This is a genomic window from Oleiphilus sp. HI0132 (genome assembly GCF_001635845.1).
Window position 1 is genome coordinate 1 of record NZ_LWGJ01001153.1, and the last position, 18689, is coordinate 18689.

Genomic DNA, 18689 nt, shown 5'->3' on the forward strand with positions numbered 1-18689 from the left:
GGTGCATAAAGTTGTTCGTAAGATAAAAGCTTCTAATGAGTTATGGCATAAAGCTTTGGGAAGTATTGATACGCCAGAAAAGTTTGATGCCAAGCGCTTCACGATGGCAAAGAAAGTTTGGGGTGAAATGAAAGCGACAGACTCACGCGAGTGTCGAAACTGTCATGACTTCGAAACCATGTTGCCAGAAAACCAAAAGCCTCGCGCTCGTAAACAGCATTTGAATGCCATGACAGCAGGTAACACTTGTATTGATTGCCACAAAGGTATTGCGCACAAGCCTGTGCATGATGAGTTGACTGACGAAGAAATTGACGAACTCACTACACCAGACCCAGAAATCGCAATCGGTATTCCGGCTCACTGGCAAGAATTTTTAGATAAAGAAGCTGCTGCTAAAGCAGAGAAGAAGCGTTTAGCAGAAGAAGCGGCTAAGAAAGCAGCAGAACAAGCAGCGAAAGCAGCGGAAGAGGCAAAGGTTGCGGCAGCTTTAGCTGCAGAGAAAGCTAAGAAAGAGGCTGCAAATAAGCCTAAGAAAACTGAGGCTAAAAAGGCTCCCGCCAAGAAAACTGCTGCAAAATCATCTATCAATTGGGCTGCAGTACCTGCAAGAGAAATCGGTGTTTTCTATCCTGGCCAGGCGTCAATGGAGTGGGTATTAGGACGTAAGCATGGTGGTAAGCGTTCATTCACGAAAGGTGATCGCTGCATGGACTGTCATGAGGAAGAAGTTGCAGATATTGGACAAAAGATTGTGACAGGCGAGAAGCTGGAAGATCAGGTGATTCCCGGTAAGCGTGGCAGCATTCCAGTGGCGGTTAAAGCAGCACATGATAGCAAGAGCTTATATATGCAATTTACTTGGGAAGATACTGAACACCAGCCAGCACCCTTTGCAGAAGGTGGCAAGATGGATGCGATGAATCAAATGAAATTGGCCTTTATGTTAGCGACTGACGAAGTTGAGTACGCAGATCGAGCAGGTTGCTGGGGAACCTGTCATGCCGATGCCGATGACATGCCTTTCGCGCCTGAGGGTCAGAGTGTAACTAAGTATCTAAAAGAGAGCCGTACGAAGATTGAGCTTAAAGGCCGAAACAAAAAACCGCTTGGTGGTTGGGATAAGCGTAAGGAAGACGCTGAGATCAAAGCAGAATTTGACGCTCAGCACTTCATGGATATCGTGCGCTACAAGTCGGGTGACAAGAGTATTGAAGACGGCAGTATCTTGGCAGACCGCTTGATGAACGAAGGTGTGATTAGTGAAGCGATAGCAAACAAAGTTGGCAATAAGTGGGTGGTTGAAATCAAGCGTCCTCTGGTAGCTGACGGTGACGGCAATATCAGTCTGGACACTGCTCAAAGCTACAACTTTGGTTTCGCGATTCATGACGATTACAGCAACGGCCGTTTCCATCATGTATCACTTGGGTACAAATTGGGCTTCGATAATGCCGATGTAGAAATCAATGCAGTTAAGCAATAAAAGCTAGTAAATAAGAAAACGGTGAGCGTTATGTGGATGAGATCAGTCAAAAAAACAGGTAAGGGATTGGCAATAGTGCTATTCGCGAACTTGTTGCTGGCGGGCGTCTCATCTGCAGAACTTGTTGAAGTAAAGACACACCAGATGCGTTTCATACCGGAAGTTGTAACAGTCAATATTGGCGATACGGTGCGTTGGCTGAATGTCGAGAAGAGGCAGTATCACAGCGTATGGTTTGAAGGTTTGGGAGAGCCTGAAGGTGAATACTTCTGGCCCGAAGAAAGCGTTGAACGCTTATTTGATCGCGCTGGTGTCTTTGACTATCGCTGCGGACCTCATCCACAGATGAGGGGCAAGGTTATTGTTAAAAAAGCTGAGCTGAAAGTTTCTGAAGAGCGTGCACTGGAACTGGACTATTTAGTGAAACAAGACTGTGGATCATGTCATGGGATGCTGTTTAAAGGTGGTTTAGGCCCGGCTTTGTTGCCGGAAAATATCAAGGCATATTCGGTTGAAGACTTAATGGCTGTCATCCTACATGGTCGCCCTGGAACGCCAATGCCCCCATGGAAAGCTATTTTGTCTGAGGCGGATGCTAACTGGATTGCTAAAGCTTTGAAGTCGGGAGAAATGATAGATGCGAATTAAAAGCCTTGCAGTGGCCTTACTAAGTATTAGTTTGGGGGCGTGTACTTGTTTGCATACCCAGACGGAGCCCAGGGCAACAGGTGACATGGGCGTCATTATTGAACGTGCTACTGGAAGCGTAAAGATCATCGATACCAGTGACAAGAAGCCCGTCGGCAGCATAGATCAATTGGGAGACCTTTCGCACGCTTCCGTTGTTTTTTCTCGTGACGAACGGTACGCCTATGTATTTGGTCGCGATGGTGGCTTAAGCAAGATCGATATCTTGACTGAAGAGATCAGTAAGCGAGTGATTCAAAGCGGTAATAGTATTGGCGGTGCCATTAGTCAGGATGGATCTTTAGTAGCTGTTTCCAACTACACGCCTGGTGGCGTAAAGGTCTTCGATAGCGAAACGCTTGAGTTGGTGGTGGATATTCCTGCGACAGAATTCATTGACCCAAGAAGCGGTAAAAGCAAACGCTCTAAAGTTGTTGGTTTGGTGGATGCACCCGGAAAGAAATTTGTTTTCAGTCTCTTCGATACGCATGAAATATGGGTGGCAGACTTTTCAGGGGAAGACAGCTCTAAACCCCAACTTACCAAGTACCGAGATACTGGCTTACAACCTTATGACGCACTGATCTCACCCGATGGCCGTTACTACATCGCAGGCTTGTTTGGTGAAGATGGTATGTCGAAACTTGACTTATGGCACCTTGAAAACCCGCCAGAAAAAATATTGCCAAATTACGGCCGGGGAGAGCAGAAGCTACCCGTCTACAAGATGCCTCACCTGGAAGGTTGGGCTGTTGCAGGCAACTATGCATTTGTTCCTGCCGTTGGGCAGCACCAAGTATTGGTGGTGGATATGAACACTTGGCAGCAAGTAGACAAAATCGATGTGCATGGTCAGCCAGTGTTTGTCATGGCTAGACCGGATGGTCGCCAAATTTGGGTGAACTTTGCCTATCCAAATAATGACACGCTCCAAGTAATAGATGCTGAAAGCCGCTCATTATTTAAAACACTAAAACCTGGAAAGGGTGTGCTTCATATGGAGTTTACTTCACGTGGTGAGCATGTGTGGGCTTCTGTCAGAGATTTAAACTTGGTGAATATCTATGACACCGAAACCTTGGATTTAATAAATCAGTTTGAGGCGACAAGTCCTAGTGGGATTTTCTTTACCTCTCGGGCGCATCGTTTGGGCTTATAAAGCTCCGGTCGCTCCAAAAACAAGAACAGTGAGAAAGAAAGGTGATGTGATGAATATACAAGCTCCTAGCAATACAGGTATTGAACCCGAAAGAGTCGTTCTGGATGACTTGAGCAGTAGTTTATTAGATTCCTATCAACGTAACTTTCCTATCACTTCACGGCCCTTTGCCGACATGGCAGAGCAGTTGAATTGCTCCGAACCAGATGTATTGACCAAACTCTTGGCACTTAAAGATAGCGGTATGCTGACGCGCATAGGGCCGGTATTTGACCATAAGCGAGCCGGGGCTAGTCTCTTGGCGGCTGTGAGCGTTCCATCTGAGCTGACAGAAAAAGTAGCTGCCCAGATTAACGAATATGAAGAGGTGAATCATAACTACGGACGAGAGCATAGTTATAATCTGTGGTTCGTTGTTACGACACCGACTCCCAAATTTCTGGACTTGATACTGGATGATATGGAAAAGACGATTGGCTTTCCAATCCTACGCTTGCCAATGGAAAAGGCTTATCATATCGACTTGGGGTTTCATGTGGGTGATAGAAAAACGGATCGCCCCTTCACTCAGCACCTTCATAACACGAATAACCGTGAGTCTGGCGAAAAAATTAGACTCATTGAGAGCGGTGATGTCCTTTCTGATTACTTGCAACAGCGACTTCGAGAGCTAATACAAGATGGTTTTCCTTTAACCCGGAAGCCTTTTGAGCGCCTGTCACAGACGCTAAGCCAATATCAAGGTGAAGAGTGTTCAGCTGTTACCGAGTTGCAGGTGATAGATACGCTCAATTACTGGGTACAAAGCGGCCTGATTAAGCGTATAGGGTTGATTACCAATCATCACAAACTTGGTTTTAAAGAAAATGCCATGGTGGTCTGGAATATTCCAGAAGATCAAACTGACAGGATTGGTAAGATTTTTAAAGAATCCGGTTTGGTGAGCTTGTGTTATAAGCGTCGAAGACAGTTACCTGAGTGGCCCTATAATCTCTACTGCATGATTCACAGTCGGGACCGGAATCTGGTTGCAGAACATATTGAAAAACTGGTAGGGCTGGCCGAGCTTAAAAATACTGAGAAAAACATTCTATTTAGTACGCAGCAATATAAGCAAAAGGGTGGAGTTTATACGCGCTCGCAAAGGCAGCATAAAATTGAAATAGCCTCACCCGCTGCGAACCTGGCTTCGCTTGTTGCACCCTTATCACTTGCGGGGAATCATTCATGAATGCCATGGATTTGAAGATCATAAACCGTCTCCAGTATGGTTTTCCTATTTGTGAATACCCTTTTGCCGAAGTTGCAAAAGAGCTGGACATAAAAGAATCAGAGTTGATCGACCGAGTTGAGAAGATGCGTGCCGATAAAACGCTAACGCGCTTTGGCCCAATGTACCATGCAGAGCAGTTGGGTGGTGCACTGTCACTTGCGGGTATGGCGATACCGGAAGAGCGCTTTGATGAAGTAGCTGAAATCGTCAATGGCTTTCCCGAGATTGCTCACAACTACAAACGGACTCACGAATTGAATATGTGGTTTGTGATTGCAACTGAGGAACAGGAAGGTAAAGGGCGAGTGATCGAAGAAATTGAACGTCAGACAGGATTTAAGGTCTACGACATGCCGAAGAAGGAGGAGTTCTATGTTGGATTCTATCTCGACCTCGAATGATTTTTATCGCCCTCAAGCGGAGGACTTACCTATGGAGGAGGAAGAAAACTACTCACTATCGAGTATAGATCGCGAGTTGATCGTCTTGACTCAGGAGGGTTTGCCTCTTGCCCCACGACCTTATCATGTGCTGGGTTTGATGTTGAATATATCTGCCGATGAGGTGATGGCGCGTCTGCAACGTATGTTAGATGAAGGGATTATTCGAAGAATCGCTGCAGTACCCAATCACTACAAACTGGGCTTTAAAGTAAACGGTATGACTGTGTGGGATGTGCCCGACGAAAAGGTGAGTGAATTAGGACAAGCTTTGGGCGATTTATCCTTTGTTAGTCACTGTTATCACAGGCCCCGCCACTTACCGCTATGGAGGTATAACCTCTTTGCCATGGTTCATGGTAAAACTAAACAAGAAGTTGCGAAATATATAGAGCAGATCAATCAGCTATTGGGTGATGACTTACGAGCGAGCGATGCGCTCTACAGTACCAAAATATTAAAAAAGACCGGTCTACGAATCGGTCAGAGAGAAGCGCCACCTAGCGCTAAAAAGACCTGAACAGAGACCAATAGAATAAGGCGGAGTGCCATGTTTAGAATTAGCCAGTACATGAAAATTCTGCACGATCAAACGCCATTAGGGCCATTGCGAAAGCCGCCAGGACCCGTCGTTATCTGGAACCTGATTCGGCGTTGTAACCTAACCTGCAGGCATTGCTATTCCATTTCGGCAGATACTCACTTTCCAGGCGAACTAAGCACCGAAGAAGTCTTTACCTTGATGGATGATTTAAAGGCTTACGGTGTACCCGTCTTGATTCTTTCGGGCGGGGAGCCTTTGCTTCGGGATGATATCTTTGAAATTGGAAAAAGAGCGAAAAGCATGGGCTTTTATGTTGGCTTGTCGAGCAACGGTACCCTAATCGACGAAGACAACATTAAGAAAATAGCTGAAGTTGGTTTTAATTATGTCGGTGTCAGCATCGACGGCTTGCGTGAAAATAATGATGAATTTCGCCAGATGCAGGGTGGTTTTGATGCGGCCTTAAACGGAATTAAACTCTGTCGAGAGAACGGTATTAAAGCTGGCTGGCGCTTTACACTGACGGAACAAAACAGTGACGATTTAACTGCGCTGCTCGATATAATGGACGAGCATGGCGTAGAGAAGTTTTACTTATCCCACCTTAACTATTCCGGCCGTGGTAAGCGCAACAGTAAGCGTGATGCCTATTTTCAGACAACGCGTGAAGCTATGGATCTGCTATTTGACCGAGCCTGGAATGATGTTGTTTCTGGCAAGGTGACTGAATATGTTACCGGGAACAATGACGCTGACGGTGTTTACCTACTTCAGTGGGCTGAAAAGCGTTTTCCAGAACGTGCGCCACTGTTAAGAGAGCACCTTGAACGCTGGGGGGGTAATTCTTCAGGAATTAATATTTCCAATATCGACAACTTGGGAAATGTTCACCCCGATACTTTCTGGTGGAGTCATCACCTGGGTAATGTCAAAGAACGCCCGTTTTCAGATATTTGGCAAAATACCGACGATGAATTAATGCTGGGGCTACGCATGAGTCCACGTCCTATTGAGGGACGTTGTGCCAAATGTGATTACTTTGCGATATGTGGTGGTAATACTAGGGTGCGAGCTTTCAGTAGTGATGGTGAATATTGGGGAGAGGACCCGGGCTGCTATCTGGATAATCAGGAAATTGGTTTGTCAGAAGACGATATTGATGGTGCCGAGGCAGTTAATACGCACTTGCTTGAAAGTACAAACGCTACACCTCAGGCTGTTTAGGAGAGGCTTATGAATCAAGATAATTTTTCCAATGCTGGCCTAAAACGCCCACAAGAATTGTTTGCTAAAGGTTCTGAAAATAGACGACCTTTTCTACCCGGAGAAGTTGCTCTGATCGGCGCCGGACCGGGTGATCCTGAACTGTTAACCATAAGGGCTCATCGCTTAATCAAGCAGGCTGACTGTGTTATTTATGACCGCTTGGTCAGTGCTGAAGTGATGGAATTAGTGTCGCCCAGGGCAGAGTGTATTTATGTGGGTAAGAAAAGTGCCGACCATGCTTTGCCCCAAGAGCAAATAAACCAGTTGATTGTCGAAAAAGCGATGAGCGGCAAGAAGGTTGCTCGTCTTAAAGGCGGTGACCCTTTTATCTTTGGTCGTGGTGGTGAAGAGGTTCAGGAACTGTTGGATGCGGGGGTTGCTTGCCGAGTCGTCCCAGGTGTTACCGCTGCTTCAGGTTGTACGACTTATTCCGGCATTCCATTAACTCACCGGGATTTTGTTCATGGTTGCACTTTTATCACGGGCCATCTTCAGGATGATACGCTGGATTTACCTTGGCAGGCTTTGGCACGTGAAGATCACACTGTTGTGATTTACATGGGTATTAAAACATCACCAATACTGTCTAGAGAGTTAATTAATAACGGCTTGGCCGAAGACATGCCGGTTGCCCTAATCAGTAACGGCACCACAGAGAATCATCGAACCTATCGAACCAATATTTCAGATTTGCCAGAATTTGTTCTAGCGAACCAAATCAAGCCGCCAACACTGATTGTTATTGGCCGAGTGGTAAATGCTTTGGATACCGAAGGTTTTGATCAGGCTACTTTGCTTGATGAAGCCACCAGGCATGAACAGATGATGACTAAGGTAGGTTGATTGTGAGACAGCTGTTATTTCTCTTAAGTCTATTTTCCTCGTTTGCTATTGCAGGCTCACCGGAGCTCGCGTCTGAGCCCGAAGTAAATATCAATAGCAGAATGGGGCAGGAGCGATACCAAACTCATTGTCAGGCCTGTCATGGTGAGAATCGTTTGGGTGCAATGGGCCCGGCTTTACTTCCTGGGAACCTCAAGCGCTTGAGAAAAAATAAAGCGCTAGATGTCATTAAAAATGGCCGCGTAGCGACGCAAATGCCAGCATTTATGAGTACGCTTAATGACGCGGAAATCGAAGCTTTGGGTGATCTGATCTATACGCCTTTGAAAGAGATGCCGAAGTGGGATTTGAGTGATATTAATCAGTCTCAAAAAGTCTTTTTCAAGCCTGGCGACTTAGGTGAAAAGCCGGTTTTTGAAGCCGATATGATGAACTTGTTCATTGTCGTTGAGCTAGGTGATCATCATGCAACGGTTTTGAATGGTGATACATTTGAGCCTATCCATCGTTTTAAAACCCACTTTGCCTTACATGGTGGGCCAAAGTATTCACCTGATGGTCGCTTTGTTTACTTTGCTTCACGTGATGGCTGGGTGAGCAAGTTTGATATCTATAATCTAAAGATTGTTTCTGAAGTCAGGGTGGGGATTAATACACGTAACCTCGCTGTATCGAGTGACGGCCGCTATGCCATGGCGGCGAATTACCTTCCGAATAACTTGGTGATCCTGGATACCAAAGATCTGTCTCCCATTAAGGTGATTGATGTTAAGGATAAGGATGGTAATACGTCGCGCGTCAGTGCTGTCTACAATGCACCGCCAAGAAATAGCTTTATTGCTGCCTTAAAAGATATAAAAGAGGTTTGGGAAATAAACTATGAAGACAAACCTCCTGCCGGTTTCGTTGGTTGGGAGCATAGCTATCACAAAGAAGCGGGGGACGTTGTTACACCTGAACCTTTCCCGATTCGAAAGGCCAAAGTGTCAGCCTATCTAGATGACTTCTTTTTTAACCAGGACTATAGCTTACTCTTCGGTGCCTCACGTGAAGGCGAGGGGATTATCGTCTCGCTAGATGCCCGCAAAGAAATTGGTGAGCTAGATGTCCCGGGTATGCCGCACTTGGGGTCAGGGATTACTTGGGATTATCAAGGCAAAGAAGTGATGGCAACGCCGAACCTAAAGGACGGAAAGGTCAGCATTATCGATATGGATAACTGGCAGACAATTAAGCATATCGAAACAAAAGGGCCAGGCTTTTTTATGCGTAGCCATGAGAAGACACCTTATGCCTGGGTCGATGTTTTCTTTGGACCAAACAAAGACCTTATGCACGTTATCGATAAATCGACATTGGAGATTGTTAAAACACTGCAGCCTATTCCCGGCAAGACGGCGGCTCATATTGAATTCACCAAAGATGGTCGCTATGCCCTGATGAGTATTTGGGATATGGACGGTGCGTTGATTGTCTATGATGCGCAAACGCTTGAGGAAGTGAAACGCTTGCCGATGACGAAGCCTTCGGGGAAGTATAATGTCTTTAATAAAACCACTTACTCCCGTGGCACGAGTCATTAACATGATACTTTAAAGGGCGATGGGCATGAGATTCAGATCTTTAATATTAGGCAGTATTGCAACCATTGTGATCCTGCTAAGTGCTCAGCTCGCCTATGTATTAATTGCCTCTTATATCGGTCAAGCTGCTTCAAACTCCACATTAATTGGTGAACACAAAGACCTGATGTGGTTCTTTCTCAGCATATGCTCATATGCGCTAAGCTTCTTTTTGGGTGGTTTTATTACATCCTTAACGGAGAGCGGTGCGCCCGTGCTGAATGCCGTAACGGTAGGGTTTATCGTCGCCATGTTATCAATGCTTAGTGTTGGCGACCTTAGTGTGCTTAATACTCGGGCATTGATCATGGTGTTCTTCGGCGTCGCATTCGCCTTTCTTGGCGGCGTTTGGGGCGCGGGAGTCTTTGCTAGAAAGCTAGTCTGATTCTTTTCCGTTTGCTGTTCACAACCTGTAACCCCCTAGCTTTGCTTATAGGGTTACACCCCCCTCTCTATTTTTGTCTAGTACTAGCCTGCCAACGAGCCGGAGAGGGTGTAGCCAACAGGTTGGTTGAGGCTATGGTTCTGACCCGATTGAAGCTGTGTGGCTTGTTTAAGCCTTTCTAATTCTCTGTTGTCATTTTAACTCACGGGTGTCATTTAGACTTCTTTAAAGTGTTGTCATAATGAAGGTTTATCAGAAAAATAACAATAAAAACAATGATCTATATCCTGGTACGGTATTTGTAATAGCTAAGTCGTGAGCTTGTTTTTCTGTCCCAATAATTGAATGTCAGAAAAGCATATCAAGGAGGAGGGTTCACATTACAAGTGGGGTGACCGTCAAGGGTATACCGGGTTTTCAAAGGCTCGGTAGCCGTTACTAAAAGCGGCGCAAGAGATAAAAACAGGAGGCAAACATGGCTGATAACTTTACCAAAGGAATGGCCCGAAATATTTATTATGGTGGTGGGGTGTTCTTCTTCCTGCTGCTTGTCGGGCTGACCTTTGACACAATGCGGATATTGCCGGAGCGAGATCATCGGGAAAATATTACCGAAGCTGTCGTGAAGGGCAAAGAAATATGGGAAAAGAACAATTGTATCGGTTGTCACAGTTTGATGGGGGAAGGGGCTTACTTTGCACCTGAACTTGCAAATGTATTTGATCGATATGGTGCCGGTGATGAGGCGGTATTTGAAAGCTTCATGCAAAACTGGATGGCGATTCAGCCATTAAATGTTCCAGGTCGCCGTCAAATGCCTCAGTTCCATTTATCAGAAGAGGACGTACATAACGTTTCTCAATTCCTGATCTGGACCTCGCGCATTGATGACAATGACTGGCCACCGAATAAGCAAGGTTAGGGAGTTGCTATGAAATACGAATCGCAGAGTGTTGCAAAAAACTATTTTATTTTCGCCATGGTTCTGTTCGCAGGTCAGGCGGTATTCGGGCTCATTATGGGTCTTCAATATATCGTTGGTGACTTTCTAGCAGGTGCTATTCCGTTTAACGTTGCACGTATGGTGCACACGAACTTGCTCATCGTTTGGCTATTATTTGGCTTTATGGGAGCAACTTACTACCTTGTCCCAGAAGAGAGTCAAACTGAACTGTATAGCCCCTTGCTTGCCAAAATCCTGTTTTGGGTGTTTGCCGCAGCCGGCGTTGCGACCATTCTAGGTTATTTGCTAGTGCCTTATAGCACCTTGGCAGATATTACTTTTAATGAACTCTTACCGACCATGGGGCGAGAATTCCTTGAACAACCGACGATTACTAAAATTGGTATTGTCATCGTTTGTCTCGGGTTCATCTTCAATGTAGGTATGACCATCCTTAAGGGCCGTAAAACAGTTATCAATATGGTATTGATTACAGGTCTGATTGGTTTGGCTGTGTTCTTTTTATTCTCTTTCTATAACCCAGGTAATTTGGTTCTTGATAAGTTCTTCTGGTGGTGGGTTGTTCACCTATGGGTTGAAGGTGTTTGGGAATTGATCATGGGTGCTATTTTGGCTTATACCTTGATCAAAGTGACTGGCGTTGACCGTGAGATAATAGAGAAGTGGTTGTATGTGATTATTGCTTTAGCACTGATTACCGGCCTGATAGGAATGGGGCACCACTACTTCTGGATCGGCCCGGGTGAGTACTGGTTGTGGCTGGGTTCTATCTTCTCAGCGCTTGAACCAATTCCTTTCTTCATGATGGTTGTGTTCGCATTCAAGATGGTTCGTGAACGTCGTCATGAGCATGGCAACCAGATAGCATTGACTTGGGCTTTAGGTACTTCGGTAATGGCGTTCTTGGGCGCAGGTGTATGGGGCTTCATTCATACGCTAGCACCGGTGAACTATTTTACACACGGTTCGCAGATTACTGCAGCTCACGGACATCTAGCATTCTTTGGGGCTTACTCAATGATTGTGATGACGATAATGTCCTATTCAATGCCAATTATGCGTGGTCGCCCTCACGGCAACTGTGAAAGAGCACAGAGATTGGAGCGTATGTCGTTCTGGACAATGTGTATCGCAATGTGCGGTATTACCTTGGCCTTAACCGTGGCGGGCGTCTGGCAGATTATTCTCCAGCGTTTACCAGATGACGCAAATGCTCTGAGCTTTATGGCAACTCAAGAACAACTTCATCCTGTCTTCTGGGTACGTTTGTTCTTCGGTGTGATGTTCACTACAGGTGTAGGCATGTTCTTCGCAAGCTTCTTTGTTGGCGATAAGCAAGGTCTAGTTATCCCTGAGGGTGAGCAAAGAGCAGCTTCATAAGTGAAGTGCAAGTTGGCTGAACTTAGGAATAAGCTTAGCCAACTATATTAACCCCACTTAGGTGCAGTTAGATAAAAGGGCTGCACCTTATTCCATAACCATAATCTATGATGTTTAATCAGGTGTTAGATGGAAGAGTTAGTTGGTGAATTTTGGCATCGATTTGTTACGCGACAAGCTTCAACTGAGTTTGAAGATGCGCGCGTAGATTTAGTCGAATTGAGTGCTCAGTTAGCACCCTTTTACCGTGCTCTCGGCGGAAGCCCAGGCAAAGTGATAGAAGGTGCAATGGGACGCGAGCTGAAATTTCGTCGTAGACTGATTCAACGTATGGCGGGGACGCATAAGCGAAGTGAATTGGCATGGCAGGATGAACGTAGTCTGCGTTTGCCAACATCACATGCCTTATTTGAAGACAAAGCTTTAAACGAAGATTTATATTTCTGGTTGACGGCCTTGGCCGCTCAACTACCGAAAGTGACGCACTGGTTTACCGATAACCAGCAAGCGACGCTAGAGATCCTAAAGTCAAAACCGGGGTTAAGAGAGCGGTATTTCCGCCTTGTCGACGCGGTTTTGCCTTTGCGACCTCCTTTGGAAAAATTACAGGGTGAAAGACTTGATCGCGAGCTTGCGATACATCAAGCACTAAAAGACCCAGGGAGCGTCGAAACACTCCCGAAAGCGCCGGGCGACCCTTTCCCGATTAGCCTATGGCTCTACCCAGAACCGATTCATGGGGTTAGTGTTGCACCGATTGAAGAAGATGAAGAAGAGCTGCCAGCTGAAAGCAGCGGTGCCCAGACTGAGAAAGTTCGTGGCCCGCGTAAAGATGCTCAGCGCACCGATGATGCCAAGAAGACCGATGGCTTATTAATCTTTATGCTCGATAGCTTATTCAGCTGGACGGAGCATGTTGATCTAGACAGACCTCAGGAAGAGGATGTAGACGATGATGCCAGTTCCGTTGCAGAAGATCTGGATATTATTACGCTTTCTCGTAAGCGCCGGGCTGGCGCAGCTAAGATCAAGTTCGACCTGGATTTACCCGCCCCGCATAACGATGATTTAGCCATTGGTGATGGCATACGCCTTCGTGAATGGGATTACAGAAAGTCTGTCTATATTGAAGACTTTTGTTTATTGCAGCCCATGCTAGCGGATGACGCCGAGCCAAGTGGCGTTCCTGGTCACTTAACTAAAACTGCAAACCAGCTCAGGCATCGATTCAGCGCTTTGAAATTTCAACAGCATTGGCTTCGCCGTCAGCCTTTAGGTAGCGAGCTGGATCTGGATGCCTGTATCGAATCTATTGTTGAGCCTGATACTAATACAGGCAATGACAACTTTTATAAGCACCGTAAAGAAAGCCAACGAGATATTTCCTGCTTGTTATTAGCGGATTTATCTATGTCGACTGATTCGGGAATCAACTCAAATCAGCGTGTGATAGATATTATTCGAGATAGTATCACCTTGTTTGCCGAAGCCTTGAGCAGTGCAGGGGACCCTTTTGCAATCTATGGATTTTCCTCCATCAAGAACAAACAAGTTCGATATAACCTGTTAAAAAACTTCTCTGAACCTTATGGCGATGCCGCACGTGGCCGAATTCTTGAAATCAAGCCGGGATTTTATACGCGAATGGGCGCAGGTATTCGTCAATCAACTGAAGTGTTAAAAACACAAGCAACTCAAAAGCGCCTCATGTTGATTGTTTCAGACGGCAAGCCAAATGATATTGATCACTACGAAGGCCGTTACGGAGTAGAGGATACTCGTAAGGCGGTTCAGGAGGCCAAGCAGCAGGGCTTGCAACCATTTTGTATTACCATCGATGAAGATGGAAACGATTATTTACCTTACCTTTTTGGTGATCATGGTTATGCAGTGATTAGTGATACTGCGCGTTTACCTGCATTGCTGCCAAAAATTTACTTGAACCTTACAGGTCTATCGTAAGACGACAAGGGTCAAGCTTTTTAAATGGAGAACGACATGCCAACGAATTATCTAGCGCAGGGAAATGAAGTTGTTATCTTCGAGCACGCCGCCAACAATAATTTGCCGGTTTTGATTAAGGGACCTACAGGTTGTGGTAAAACCCGATTTGTTGAGCACATGGCCAAGAAACTTGATCGGCCTTTATACACGATTGCCTGTCATGATGATCTAAGCGCAACAGACTTGGTAGGTCGACACTTAATTGGCAAAGACGGAACCTATTGGCAGGATGGCCCGCTTACCAGGGCGGTGCGAGAAGGCGGTATTTGTTATTTAGATGAAGTCATTGAAGCACGGAAAGATACTACGGTTGTGCTTCACCCACTGTCTGACCACCGTCGCGTTTTACCTGTAGAGCGTACGGGCGAAGAAATTATTGCTCATCCTGACTTTATGTTGGTGATCTCTTATAACCCTGGCTACCAGAACGTAATGAAGGGGCTGAAGCCAAGTACCCGCCAACGCTTTGTTGCGATGGAGTTTGAATACCCCTTGGCAGAACGGGAAACGGTAATCATCTGTCAGGAATCCAATATCGACAAAGATACCGCCAAGAAGCTGGTTAGCCTGGGTGGGGATTTACGTCGCCTAAAAGACTATGACTTGGAAGAAGCGGCATCGACCAGGCTGCTGATTTATACCGCCAAGATGATTAAGTCAGGGCTGAATGCTCGCGAGGCGTGTTTATCGTGCTTGGCTCAACCTTTAACCGACGAGACCGAAACTCTGGCTGCCATTGAACGCTTGGTCATGACCTATTTCTAGGGCGCTAGCGAAAATAAACCTATGAGCATTGAGCAGGAAGTAAGTGCAGGGAAACATGTTCCCGGTGATATCGCTATATGGGTTCTGGTCTTTGCAGAGTTATTTGAATTTGGCTTGTTCTTTATCCTCTATATCGTTGCCAAAGTTCATAACCCGGAGCTATTCAAAACCGGCCCCTTAAGTCTTAATACCAGCGCCGGTATTTTGAATACCTTTATTTTACTGACGAGTAGTTACTTTATTGCCCGTTCAGTAAGAGCGATTCGCCTTGATAAAGCGCAAGAGAGCCGACGTTGGATATGGCTAACCTTAGCGTGCGCAGTGGGATACTGCCTAGTGAAAGCTTGGGAGTATAAATTTAATGAGCTTAACGGCATTGGAGTCGAAACTAATCTCTACTTTAGCGTTTATTACTACCTGACCTTCAATCATCTGCTGCATGTGTTTTTTGGGATGGCTGGTTTGCTGTGGGTACTAACCAGGTCTTACTTTGGGGCGTATTCTGCTAAGCAATATGCGGGTTTGGAGGCAGGTGCGTGTTACTGGCACATGGTTGATTTAGCCTGGATTATTATTTTTCCACTGATCTATGTGATGAGATAGCGATGATTCTACCTCTACCAAGCAAAAGGCACTTACTGCGAATTTGGCTGGCTTTACTGGCTTTGACCTTACTAAGCGTATTGACTGCTGAAACAGCGGACTTCGGTCAAATATCAGTGGTAATTGTCTGTGTTATTGTCACATTAAAAGGGCGGTTGGTGATCGATGAGTTCATTGGTTTGCGTCATGCACACCCGAAAATCAGGAAGGTCATGCTGGGGTACTTTTACTTGATCCCTACTTTAATTGTTTTGGGAGTGATATTTCCGGGAGTGATCATTTCACTCACCTCCTTAAACTAGTCTTTAAGTAAAGAGAGCTTTAATGACTAAAGTCTGTATAAATTCAGAGCCAGAAAAGTCATCGTCCCTACCGGGCGACTTTGCCATTTGGATTTTTATCCTTGCAGAGCTGGGCGTATTTTCTATCTTGTTCATCGCCTATGCCTTTGCTCGAGTATTCAACCTGGAGATGTTCGCTGAGGGGCATCAACACCTTAACCAGCTAGCAGGCATGATTAATACGATTGCCCTAATCACAAGTAGCTATTTTGTCGTCAGGGCTGTTATTGCAATTAAAGAAGGCAAGTCAAACGTCTGCTCTAGATGGATTAACTGGGCACTCCTTGCTGCCTTAGTCTATGTAGGCGTGAAGATGTGGGAGTATACCGAGACCATCGGTGCAGGATATTCTTTGCATGCCAATACCTTCTACATGTTTTACTTTTTGCTGACCTTCTTCCACTTCGCCCATGTGCTCTTAGGTATGGTGATTCTGATTGTGGTATCGAAGAAGGCGAAAAACGGAGACTATAGCTCAGAAGATCACACGGGTGTAGAGACCGGTGCTTCATACTGGCATATGGTGGATTTGCTTTGGATTATTTTATTCCCACTCGTTTATGTGATTCATTAAGGAGTCAGAATCAATGAATGACATTAAAAGGGTAACGCTGGTATGGGGAGTGCTGACGCTTATTACGATCCTCGCCTCTTTGATTGGTAGTTCAGAACAAACAGGTGTGTGGATAGTTTTGGGCTCTATTCTTATGTTGATATTAAAAGGACAGCTAGTCGTCGATCACTTTATGGGGATGCGTGAAGTAATCAAACAATGGCGCTTGATTATGTCAGCGTACTGCATAGTGATCGGAGCGTTTGTCTTTTTAGCGTATTGTCTGAGTATATTTTTATAGTGAAAGTGCCCCTTGGGGCTCTTTCACTACTCTACTGCTCTGTTTCACAATAATGCGCACATAGTTTCTTGAATAAGGGTAGTGATAACAAGCCCAAACCGCCTAGCGCATACATATACATCGCTAAGTATTTGGTAAAGTTGTCGCCATCCAGTCCAACAACGGCTGCAAAGATGATCATTAGCGTCGATACAATGATTATAAATTTACTCATAATGTCCTCCTTGTCTCTCGGAAGCTTAAGAGAGCAATTGGCTCTACTTTCTCATTAAATAGTTTCTATAAGAATAGTTAGAGATTTTGATCTGATCAAATAAGAAAGGGGCGAATTTTTGAGCCCAGAGCTGAAAGGTACGCTGTGATTTTCGCGGCTAAGGCTACCGAGGCTTTACTCAGCGCCAGGGGCTGGGCGTGGAAGGTCAGTACGTGCAACTTTTGTGTCAGCCATTTCTTTCAATACGAATCCGCTCGTAAAAAAGAAAAAGGATGAGGAAGCAAAACTCGCTTTATAGACCTTAGACAAATCACCAAAGAAAATCAGTAGAATCAGAACACAAATCACTGCAGATACGAAACAAAAAAGGCTAGAGATTCTGGATGTTCTTCTTAGAAAACCCATTTTATCTTGATCTGGCATAAGCGTCTCGTAGCGGTAAAAATATGAATAGACATGGACTAAGTTAAAGGCCCAAATATACGCGGCTTGAGCAGAAAAATATATCTTAGCTAGCTTATTGTGGGGTAGGCTTGATCTCAATCAATATCGAATGTTTACTTCAAAGCGCTTAGCTCAGGTCACAGACAATGAATAAACTTTTTATAATCGGTCTGCCTAGAACGGGTACGACGAGTATTAGTGTTGCTCTATTAGCGCATAATTATAAGGTAGCGCATACCGCCTATACTAAACGTGCATTTGAATTGGCCGATGTGGTTTCAGATGCGCCATGCTTTTGTGACTATCAAGAGCTAGACCTGCTCTTTCCCGGTTCTAAATTCGTTTACTTAGATCGAGAATTAAATGTCTGGTTACCCTCGATTCAGCGCTTGCTTCATAAGATGCAAGCAAACTTGGAACTCAAGACAGGTCACTTTAACCCCGTACTTAAACGTAGCTTCCACAAAACCTTCGCCTTGCTCGATACAGAAGACCCGATTGCTGAGTCTCATTTAGAAAACTGCTATAGGCAACATCAACAAGAGGTGTTTGACTATTTCTCGGCTAGATCAGATCTACTAAAAATAGATATCAGCAAGCCCAAAAGCTTAGCGACATTGCTAGGTTTCTTAGGTACCTCAACAGAGGGCTGTGGTGAATTTCCTAGACTAAATGTGGGTAAACAGGTAGATAGCTGGAAAGAGTTCAAACATGCTAACAAAGTAAACCCTAATAGTGCGGGCAAGGAACATAGAAAATTCTTTGATTACGTATAGCGCTGTAACATGTTATTTTCCAGCTTAATAATTTCTCATTACTAAGCCAAACTCGAAATAAGGTTATCCAAAGTATGGAGTCACTCCCTATAGCAGAAATAATATTGATATCATTTCTCATGATATTTGCAGTACACCAAATTAGCCGAGTCGTTATTGGAGAAAATGCGGATACTTATCCTTCAGGCATCCTTATCGCGGGAGGTCTATTCTATGTGGCGACAAACGATATATCTTCAGGTATCGCTGCAAGTCTTTCAGCCGCTGCAGGGCATTACTTAAGCGTTTTCCTTTGTAAACGGTTCAATTGGCACGAGAAGAATAAACCTTAATGTTCTTTAGTTAGCGCTCTTCCAGTAATAATTGTAAAAACCAGGAAACCGCCGAAGACGTTGGCAATAAATCAAATCAGCCCTTTTGCATTATCTAGGATGTTCAAAAGAGAGGGGCGGTTTTCTGATGGAAGCTATATAGAATTGAGTCGAACACTGCTGATTCAGATCGAATATTTTCTTATTTCTCTTAATGGTCTATCTTTATAAGGTTAAGGGGTAAACTAAAGGCTTAAAATATTATCCTTCACTGAACATAACAGCTTGTAGTAAGGTATTTTACACTTGCCTTTAGTAGAAGATGGTC

The 18689-nt window shown here is 45.0% G+C and carries 22 protein-coding genes; 20 read left to right on the top strand and 2 right to left on the bottom strand.

The window, feature by feature from the left end:
• From A3766_RS29735 to A3766_RS16000, 18 genes are all read left to right on the top strand, one after another.
• A partial coding sequence (locus A3766_RS29735; protein WP_197479595.1) for a NapC/NirT family cytochrome c occupies positions 1–1486 on the top strand: 1486 nt, incomplete at its 5' end.
• A 36-nt stretch (positions 1487–1522) separates the two neighbouring features.
• A complete protein-coding gene (locus A3766_RS29740; RefSeq protein ID WP_197479596.1) occupies positions 1523–2134 on the top strand; it encodes a c-type cytochrome in 612 nt (203 codons plus the stop codon).
• Positions 2124–3332 (top strand): cytochrome D1 domain-containing protein, encoded by a 1209-nt coding sequence (locus tag A3766_RS15925; RefSeq protein ID WP_068514293.1) that lies wholly within the window; start codon positions 2124–2126, stop codon positions 3330–3332. The genes A3766_RS29740 and A3766_RS15925 overlap by 11 nt, the downstream gene beginning before the upstream one ends.
• Positions 3333–3381: 49 nt before the next feature.
• The gene (locus A3766_RS15930; RefSeq protein ID WP_068634271.1) at positions 3382–4563 is read left to right on the top strand and encodes an Lrp/AsnC family transcriptional regulator; all 1182 of its coding nucleotides are present in this window, start codon (positions 3382–3384) and stop codon (positions 4561–4563) included.
• The gene (locus tag A3766_RS15935) at positions 4560–5006 is read left to right on the top strand and encodes an Lrp/AsnC family transcriptional regulator (RefSeq protein ID WP_068508088.1); all 447 of its coding nucleotides are present in this window, start codon (positions 4560–4562) and stop codon (positions 5004–5006) included. The genes A3766_RS15930 and A3766_RS15935 overlap by 4 nt, the downstream gene beginning before the upstream one ends.
• Positions 4978–5565 (top strand): Lrp/AsnC family transcriptional regulator, encoded by a 588-nt coding sequence (locus A3766_RS15940; protein WP_231872121.1) that lies wholly within the window; start codon positions 4978–4980, stop codon positions 5563–5565. Before A3766_RS15935 ends, A3766_RS15940 begins: the two co-directional genes overlap by 29 nt.
• A 30-nt stretch (positions 5566–5595) precedes the next feature.
• Positions 5596–6813 carry a heme d1 biosynthesis radical SAM protein NirJ gene (gene nirJ, locus A3766_RS15945; RefSeq protein ID WP_068634272.1) on the top strand — a complete coding sequence of 406 codons (1218 nt, stop codon included), beginning with the start codon at positions 5596–5598 and terminating at the stop codon, positions 6811–6813.
• A gap of 9 nt (positions 6814–6822) precedes the next feature.
• Positions 6823–7698 (top strand): uroporphyrinogen-III C-methyltransferase, encoded by an 876-nt coding sequence (gene cobA / locus A3766_RS15950; RefSeq protein ID WP_068634273.1) that lies wholly within the window; start codon positions 6823–6825, stop codon positions 7696–7698.
• 2 nt (positions 7699–7700) lie between these two features.
• On the top strand, positions 7701–9281 hold the full coding sequence (locus tag A3766_RS15955; protein ID WP_231872122.1) for a cytochrome D1 domain-containing protein: 1581 nt from the start codon (positions 7701–7703) through the stop codon (positions 9279–9281).
• 25 nt (positions 9282–9306) lie between these two features.
• On the top strand, positions 9307–9705 hold the full coding sequence (locus A3766_RS15960; protein WP_068634274.1) for a hypothetical protein: 399 nt from the start codon (positions 9307–9309) through the stop codon (positions 9703–9705).
• A 475-nt stretch (positions 9706–10180) separates the two neighbouring features.
• Positions 10181–10627 carry a cytochrome c gene (locus A3766_RS15965; protein ID WP_068506849.1) on the top strand — a complete coding sequence of 149 codons (447 nt, stop codon included), beginning with the start codon at positions 10181–10183 and terminating at the stop codon, positions 10625–10627.
• Between the two features lie 9 nt (positions 10628–10636).
• Positions 10637–12049, top strand: a complete 1413-nt coding sequence (locus A3766_RS15970) for a cbb3-type cytochrome c oxidase subunit I (RefSeq protein WP_068514304.1) — start codon at positions 10637–10639, stop codon at positions 12047–12049.
• Between the two features lie 129 nt (positions 12050–12178).
• Complete coding sequence (locus A3766_RS15975; RefSeq protein WP_068514308.1) at positions 12179–14011, top strand: nitric oxide reductase activation protein NorD; 1833 nt, start codon at positions 12179–12181, stop codon at positions 14009–14011.
• A gap of 36 nt (positions 14012–14047) precedes the next feature.
• On the top strand, positions 14048–14818 hold the full coding sequence (locus tag A3766_RS15980) for a CbbQ/NirQ/NorQ/GpvN family protein (RefSeq protein ID WP_156508926.1): 771 nt from the start codon (positions 14048–14050) through the stop codon (positions 14816–14818).
• Positions 14819–14839: 21 nt separating this feature from the next.
• On the top strand, positions 14840–15421 hold the full coding sequence (locus A3766_RS15985; RefSeq protein WP_068514311.1) for a cytochrome c oxidase subunit 3 family protein: 582 nt from the start codon (positions 14840–14842) through the stop codon (positions 15419–15421).
• A gap of 2 nt (positions 15422–15423) precedes the next feature.
• Positions 15424–15723: a cytochrome C oxidase subunit IV family protein gene (locus tag A3766_RS15990; protein WP_068514314.1), complete on the top strand. Its 300-nt coding sequence runs from the start codon at positions 15424–15426 to the stop codon at positions 15721–15723.
• Positions 15724–15745: 22 nt separating this feature from the next.
• Positions 15746–16336 carry a cytochrome c oxidase subunit 3 family protein gene (locus tag A3766_RS15995; protein ID WP_068642492.1) on the top strand — a complete coding sequence of 197 codons (591 nt, stop codon included), beginning with the start codon at positions 15746–15748 and terminating at the stop codon, positions 16334–16336.
• A gap of 13 nt (positions 16337–16349) precedes the next feature.
• Positions 16350–16616 carry a cytochrome C oxidase subunit IV family protein gene (locus tag A3766_RS16000; protein ID WP_068514321.1) on the top strand — a complete coding sequence of 89 codons (267 nt, stop codon included), beginning with the start codon at positions 16350–16352 and terminating at the stop codon, positions 16614–16616.
• 31 nt (positions 16617–16647) lie between these two features.
• Here the strand turns inward: A3766_RS16000 and A3766_RS16005 are convergent, their stop codons facing one another.
• Both A3766_RS16005 and A3766_RS16010 read right to left on the bottom strand, forming a co-directional pair.
• A complete protein-coding gene (locus A3766_RS16005; protein ID WP_068514324.1) occupies positions 16648–16830 on the bottom strand; it encodes a hypothetical protein in 183 nt (60 codons plus the stop codon).
• Positions 16831–17004: 174 nt separating this feature from the next.
• On the bottom strand, positions 17005–17253 hold the full coding sequence (locus A3766_RS16010; protein ID WP_068509369.1) for a hypothetical protein: 249 nt from the start codon (positions 17251–17253) through the stop codon (positions 17005–17007).
• Positions 17254–17420: 167 nt separating this feature from the next.
• Here A3766_RS16010 and A3766_RS16015 point away from each other — a divergent pair, with 167 nt between their 5' ends.
• The gene (locus A3766_RS16015) at positions 17421–18050 is read left to right on the top strand and encodes a sulfotransferase (RefSeq protein WP_068514327.1); all 630 of its coding nucleotides are present in this window, start codon (positions 17421–17423) and stop codon (positions 18048–18050) included.
• 74 nt (positions 18051–18124) lie between these two features.
• Positions 18125–18382 (top strand): hypothetical protein, encoded by a 258-nt coding sequence (locus tag A3766_RS16020; protein WP_068514329.1) that lies wholly within the window; start codon positions 18125–18127, stop codon positions 18380–18382.
• Positions 18383–18689 lie beyond the last annotated feature (307 nt).

What these genes read in the sequence shown, in the direction of transcription:
- A3766_RS29740 (WP_197479596.1), top strand. Translation starts at nt 1,523, where the DNA reads ATGAGATCAGTCAAAAAAACAGGTAAGGGATTGGCAATAGTGCTATTC.
- A3766_RS15925 (WP_068514293.1), top strand. Translation starts at nt 2,124, where the DNA reads ATGCGAATTAAAAGCCTTGCAGTGGCCTTACTAAGTATTAGTTTGGGG.
- A3766_RS15930 (WP_068634271.1), top strand. Translation starts at nt 3,382, where the DNA reads ATGAATATACAAGCTCCTAGCAATACAGGTATTGAACCCGAAAGAGTC.
- A3766_RS15935 (WP_068508088.1), top strand. Translation starts at nt 4,560, where the DNA reads ATGAATGCCATGGATTTGAAGATCATAAACCGTCTCCAGTATGGTTTT.
- A3766_RS15940 (WP_231872121.1), top strand. Translation starts at nt 4,978, where the DNA reads ATGTTGGATTCTATCTCGACCTCGAATGATTTTTATCGCCCTCAAGCG.
- nirJ (WP_068634272.1), top strand. Translation starts at nt 5,596, where the DNA reads ATGTTTAGAATTAGCCAGTACATGAAAATTCTGCACGATCAAACGCCA.
- cobA (WP_068634273.1), top strand. Translation starts at nt 6,823, where the DNA reads ATGAATCAAGATAATTTTTCCAATGCTGGCCTAAAACGCCCACAAGAA.
- A3766_RS15960 (WP_068634274.1), top strand. Translation starts at nt 9,307, where the DNA reads ATGAGATTCAGATCTTTAATATTAGGCAGTATTGCAACCATTGTGATC.
- A3766_RS15965 (WP_068506849.1), top strand. Translation starts at nt 10,181, where the DNA reads ATGGCTGATAACTTTACCAAAGGAATGGCCCGAAATATTTATTATGGT.
- A3766_RS15970 (WP_068514304.1), top strand. Translation starts at nt 10,637, where the DNA reads ATGAAATACGAATCGCAGAGTGTTGCAAAAAACTATTTTATTTTCGCC.
- A3766_RS15975 (WP_068514308.1), top strand. Translation starts at nt 12,179, where the DNA reads ATGGAAGAGTTAGTTGGTGAATTTTGGCATCGATTTGTTACGCGACAA.
- A3766_RS15980 (WP_156508926.1), top strand. Translation starts at nt 14,048, where the DNA reads ATGCCAACGAATTATCTAGCGCAGGGAAATGAAGTTGTTATCTTCGAG.
- A3766_RS15985 (WP_068514311.1), top strand. Translation starts at nt 14,840, where the DNA reads ATGAGCATTGAGCAGGAAGTAAGTGCAGGGAAACATGTTCCCGGTGAT.
- A3766_RS15990 (WP_068514314.1), top strand. Translation starts at nt 15,424, where the DNA reads ATGATTCTACCTCTACCAAGCAAAAGGCACTTACTGCGAATTTGGCTG.
- A3766_RS15995 (WP_068642492.1), top strand. Translation starts at nt 15,746, where the DNA reads ATGACTAAAGTCTGTATAAATTCAGAGCCAGAAAAGTCATCGTCCCTA.
- A3766_RS16000 (WP_068514321.1), top strand. Translation starts at nt 16,350, where the DNA reads ATGAATGACATTAAAAGGGTAACGCTGGTATGGGGAGTGCTGACGCTT.
- A3766_RS16005 (WP_068514324.1), bottom strand. Translation starts at nt 16,830, where the DNA reads ATGAGTAAATTTATAATCATTGTATCGACGCTAATGATCATCTTTGCA.
- A3766_RS16010 (WP_068509369.1), bottom strand. Translation starts at nt 17,253, where the DNA reads ATGCCAGATCAAGATAAAATGGGTTTTCTAAGAAGAACATCCAGAATC.
- A3766_RS16015 (WP_068514327.1), top strand. Translation starts at nt 17,421, where the DNA reads ATGAATAAACTTTTTATAATCGGTCTGCCTAGAACGGGTACGACGAGT.
- A3766_RS16020 (WP_068514329.1), top strand. Translation starts at nt 18,125, where the DNA reads ATGGAGTCACTCCCTATAGCAGAAATAATATTGATATCATTTCTCATG.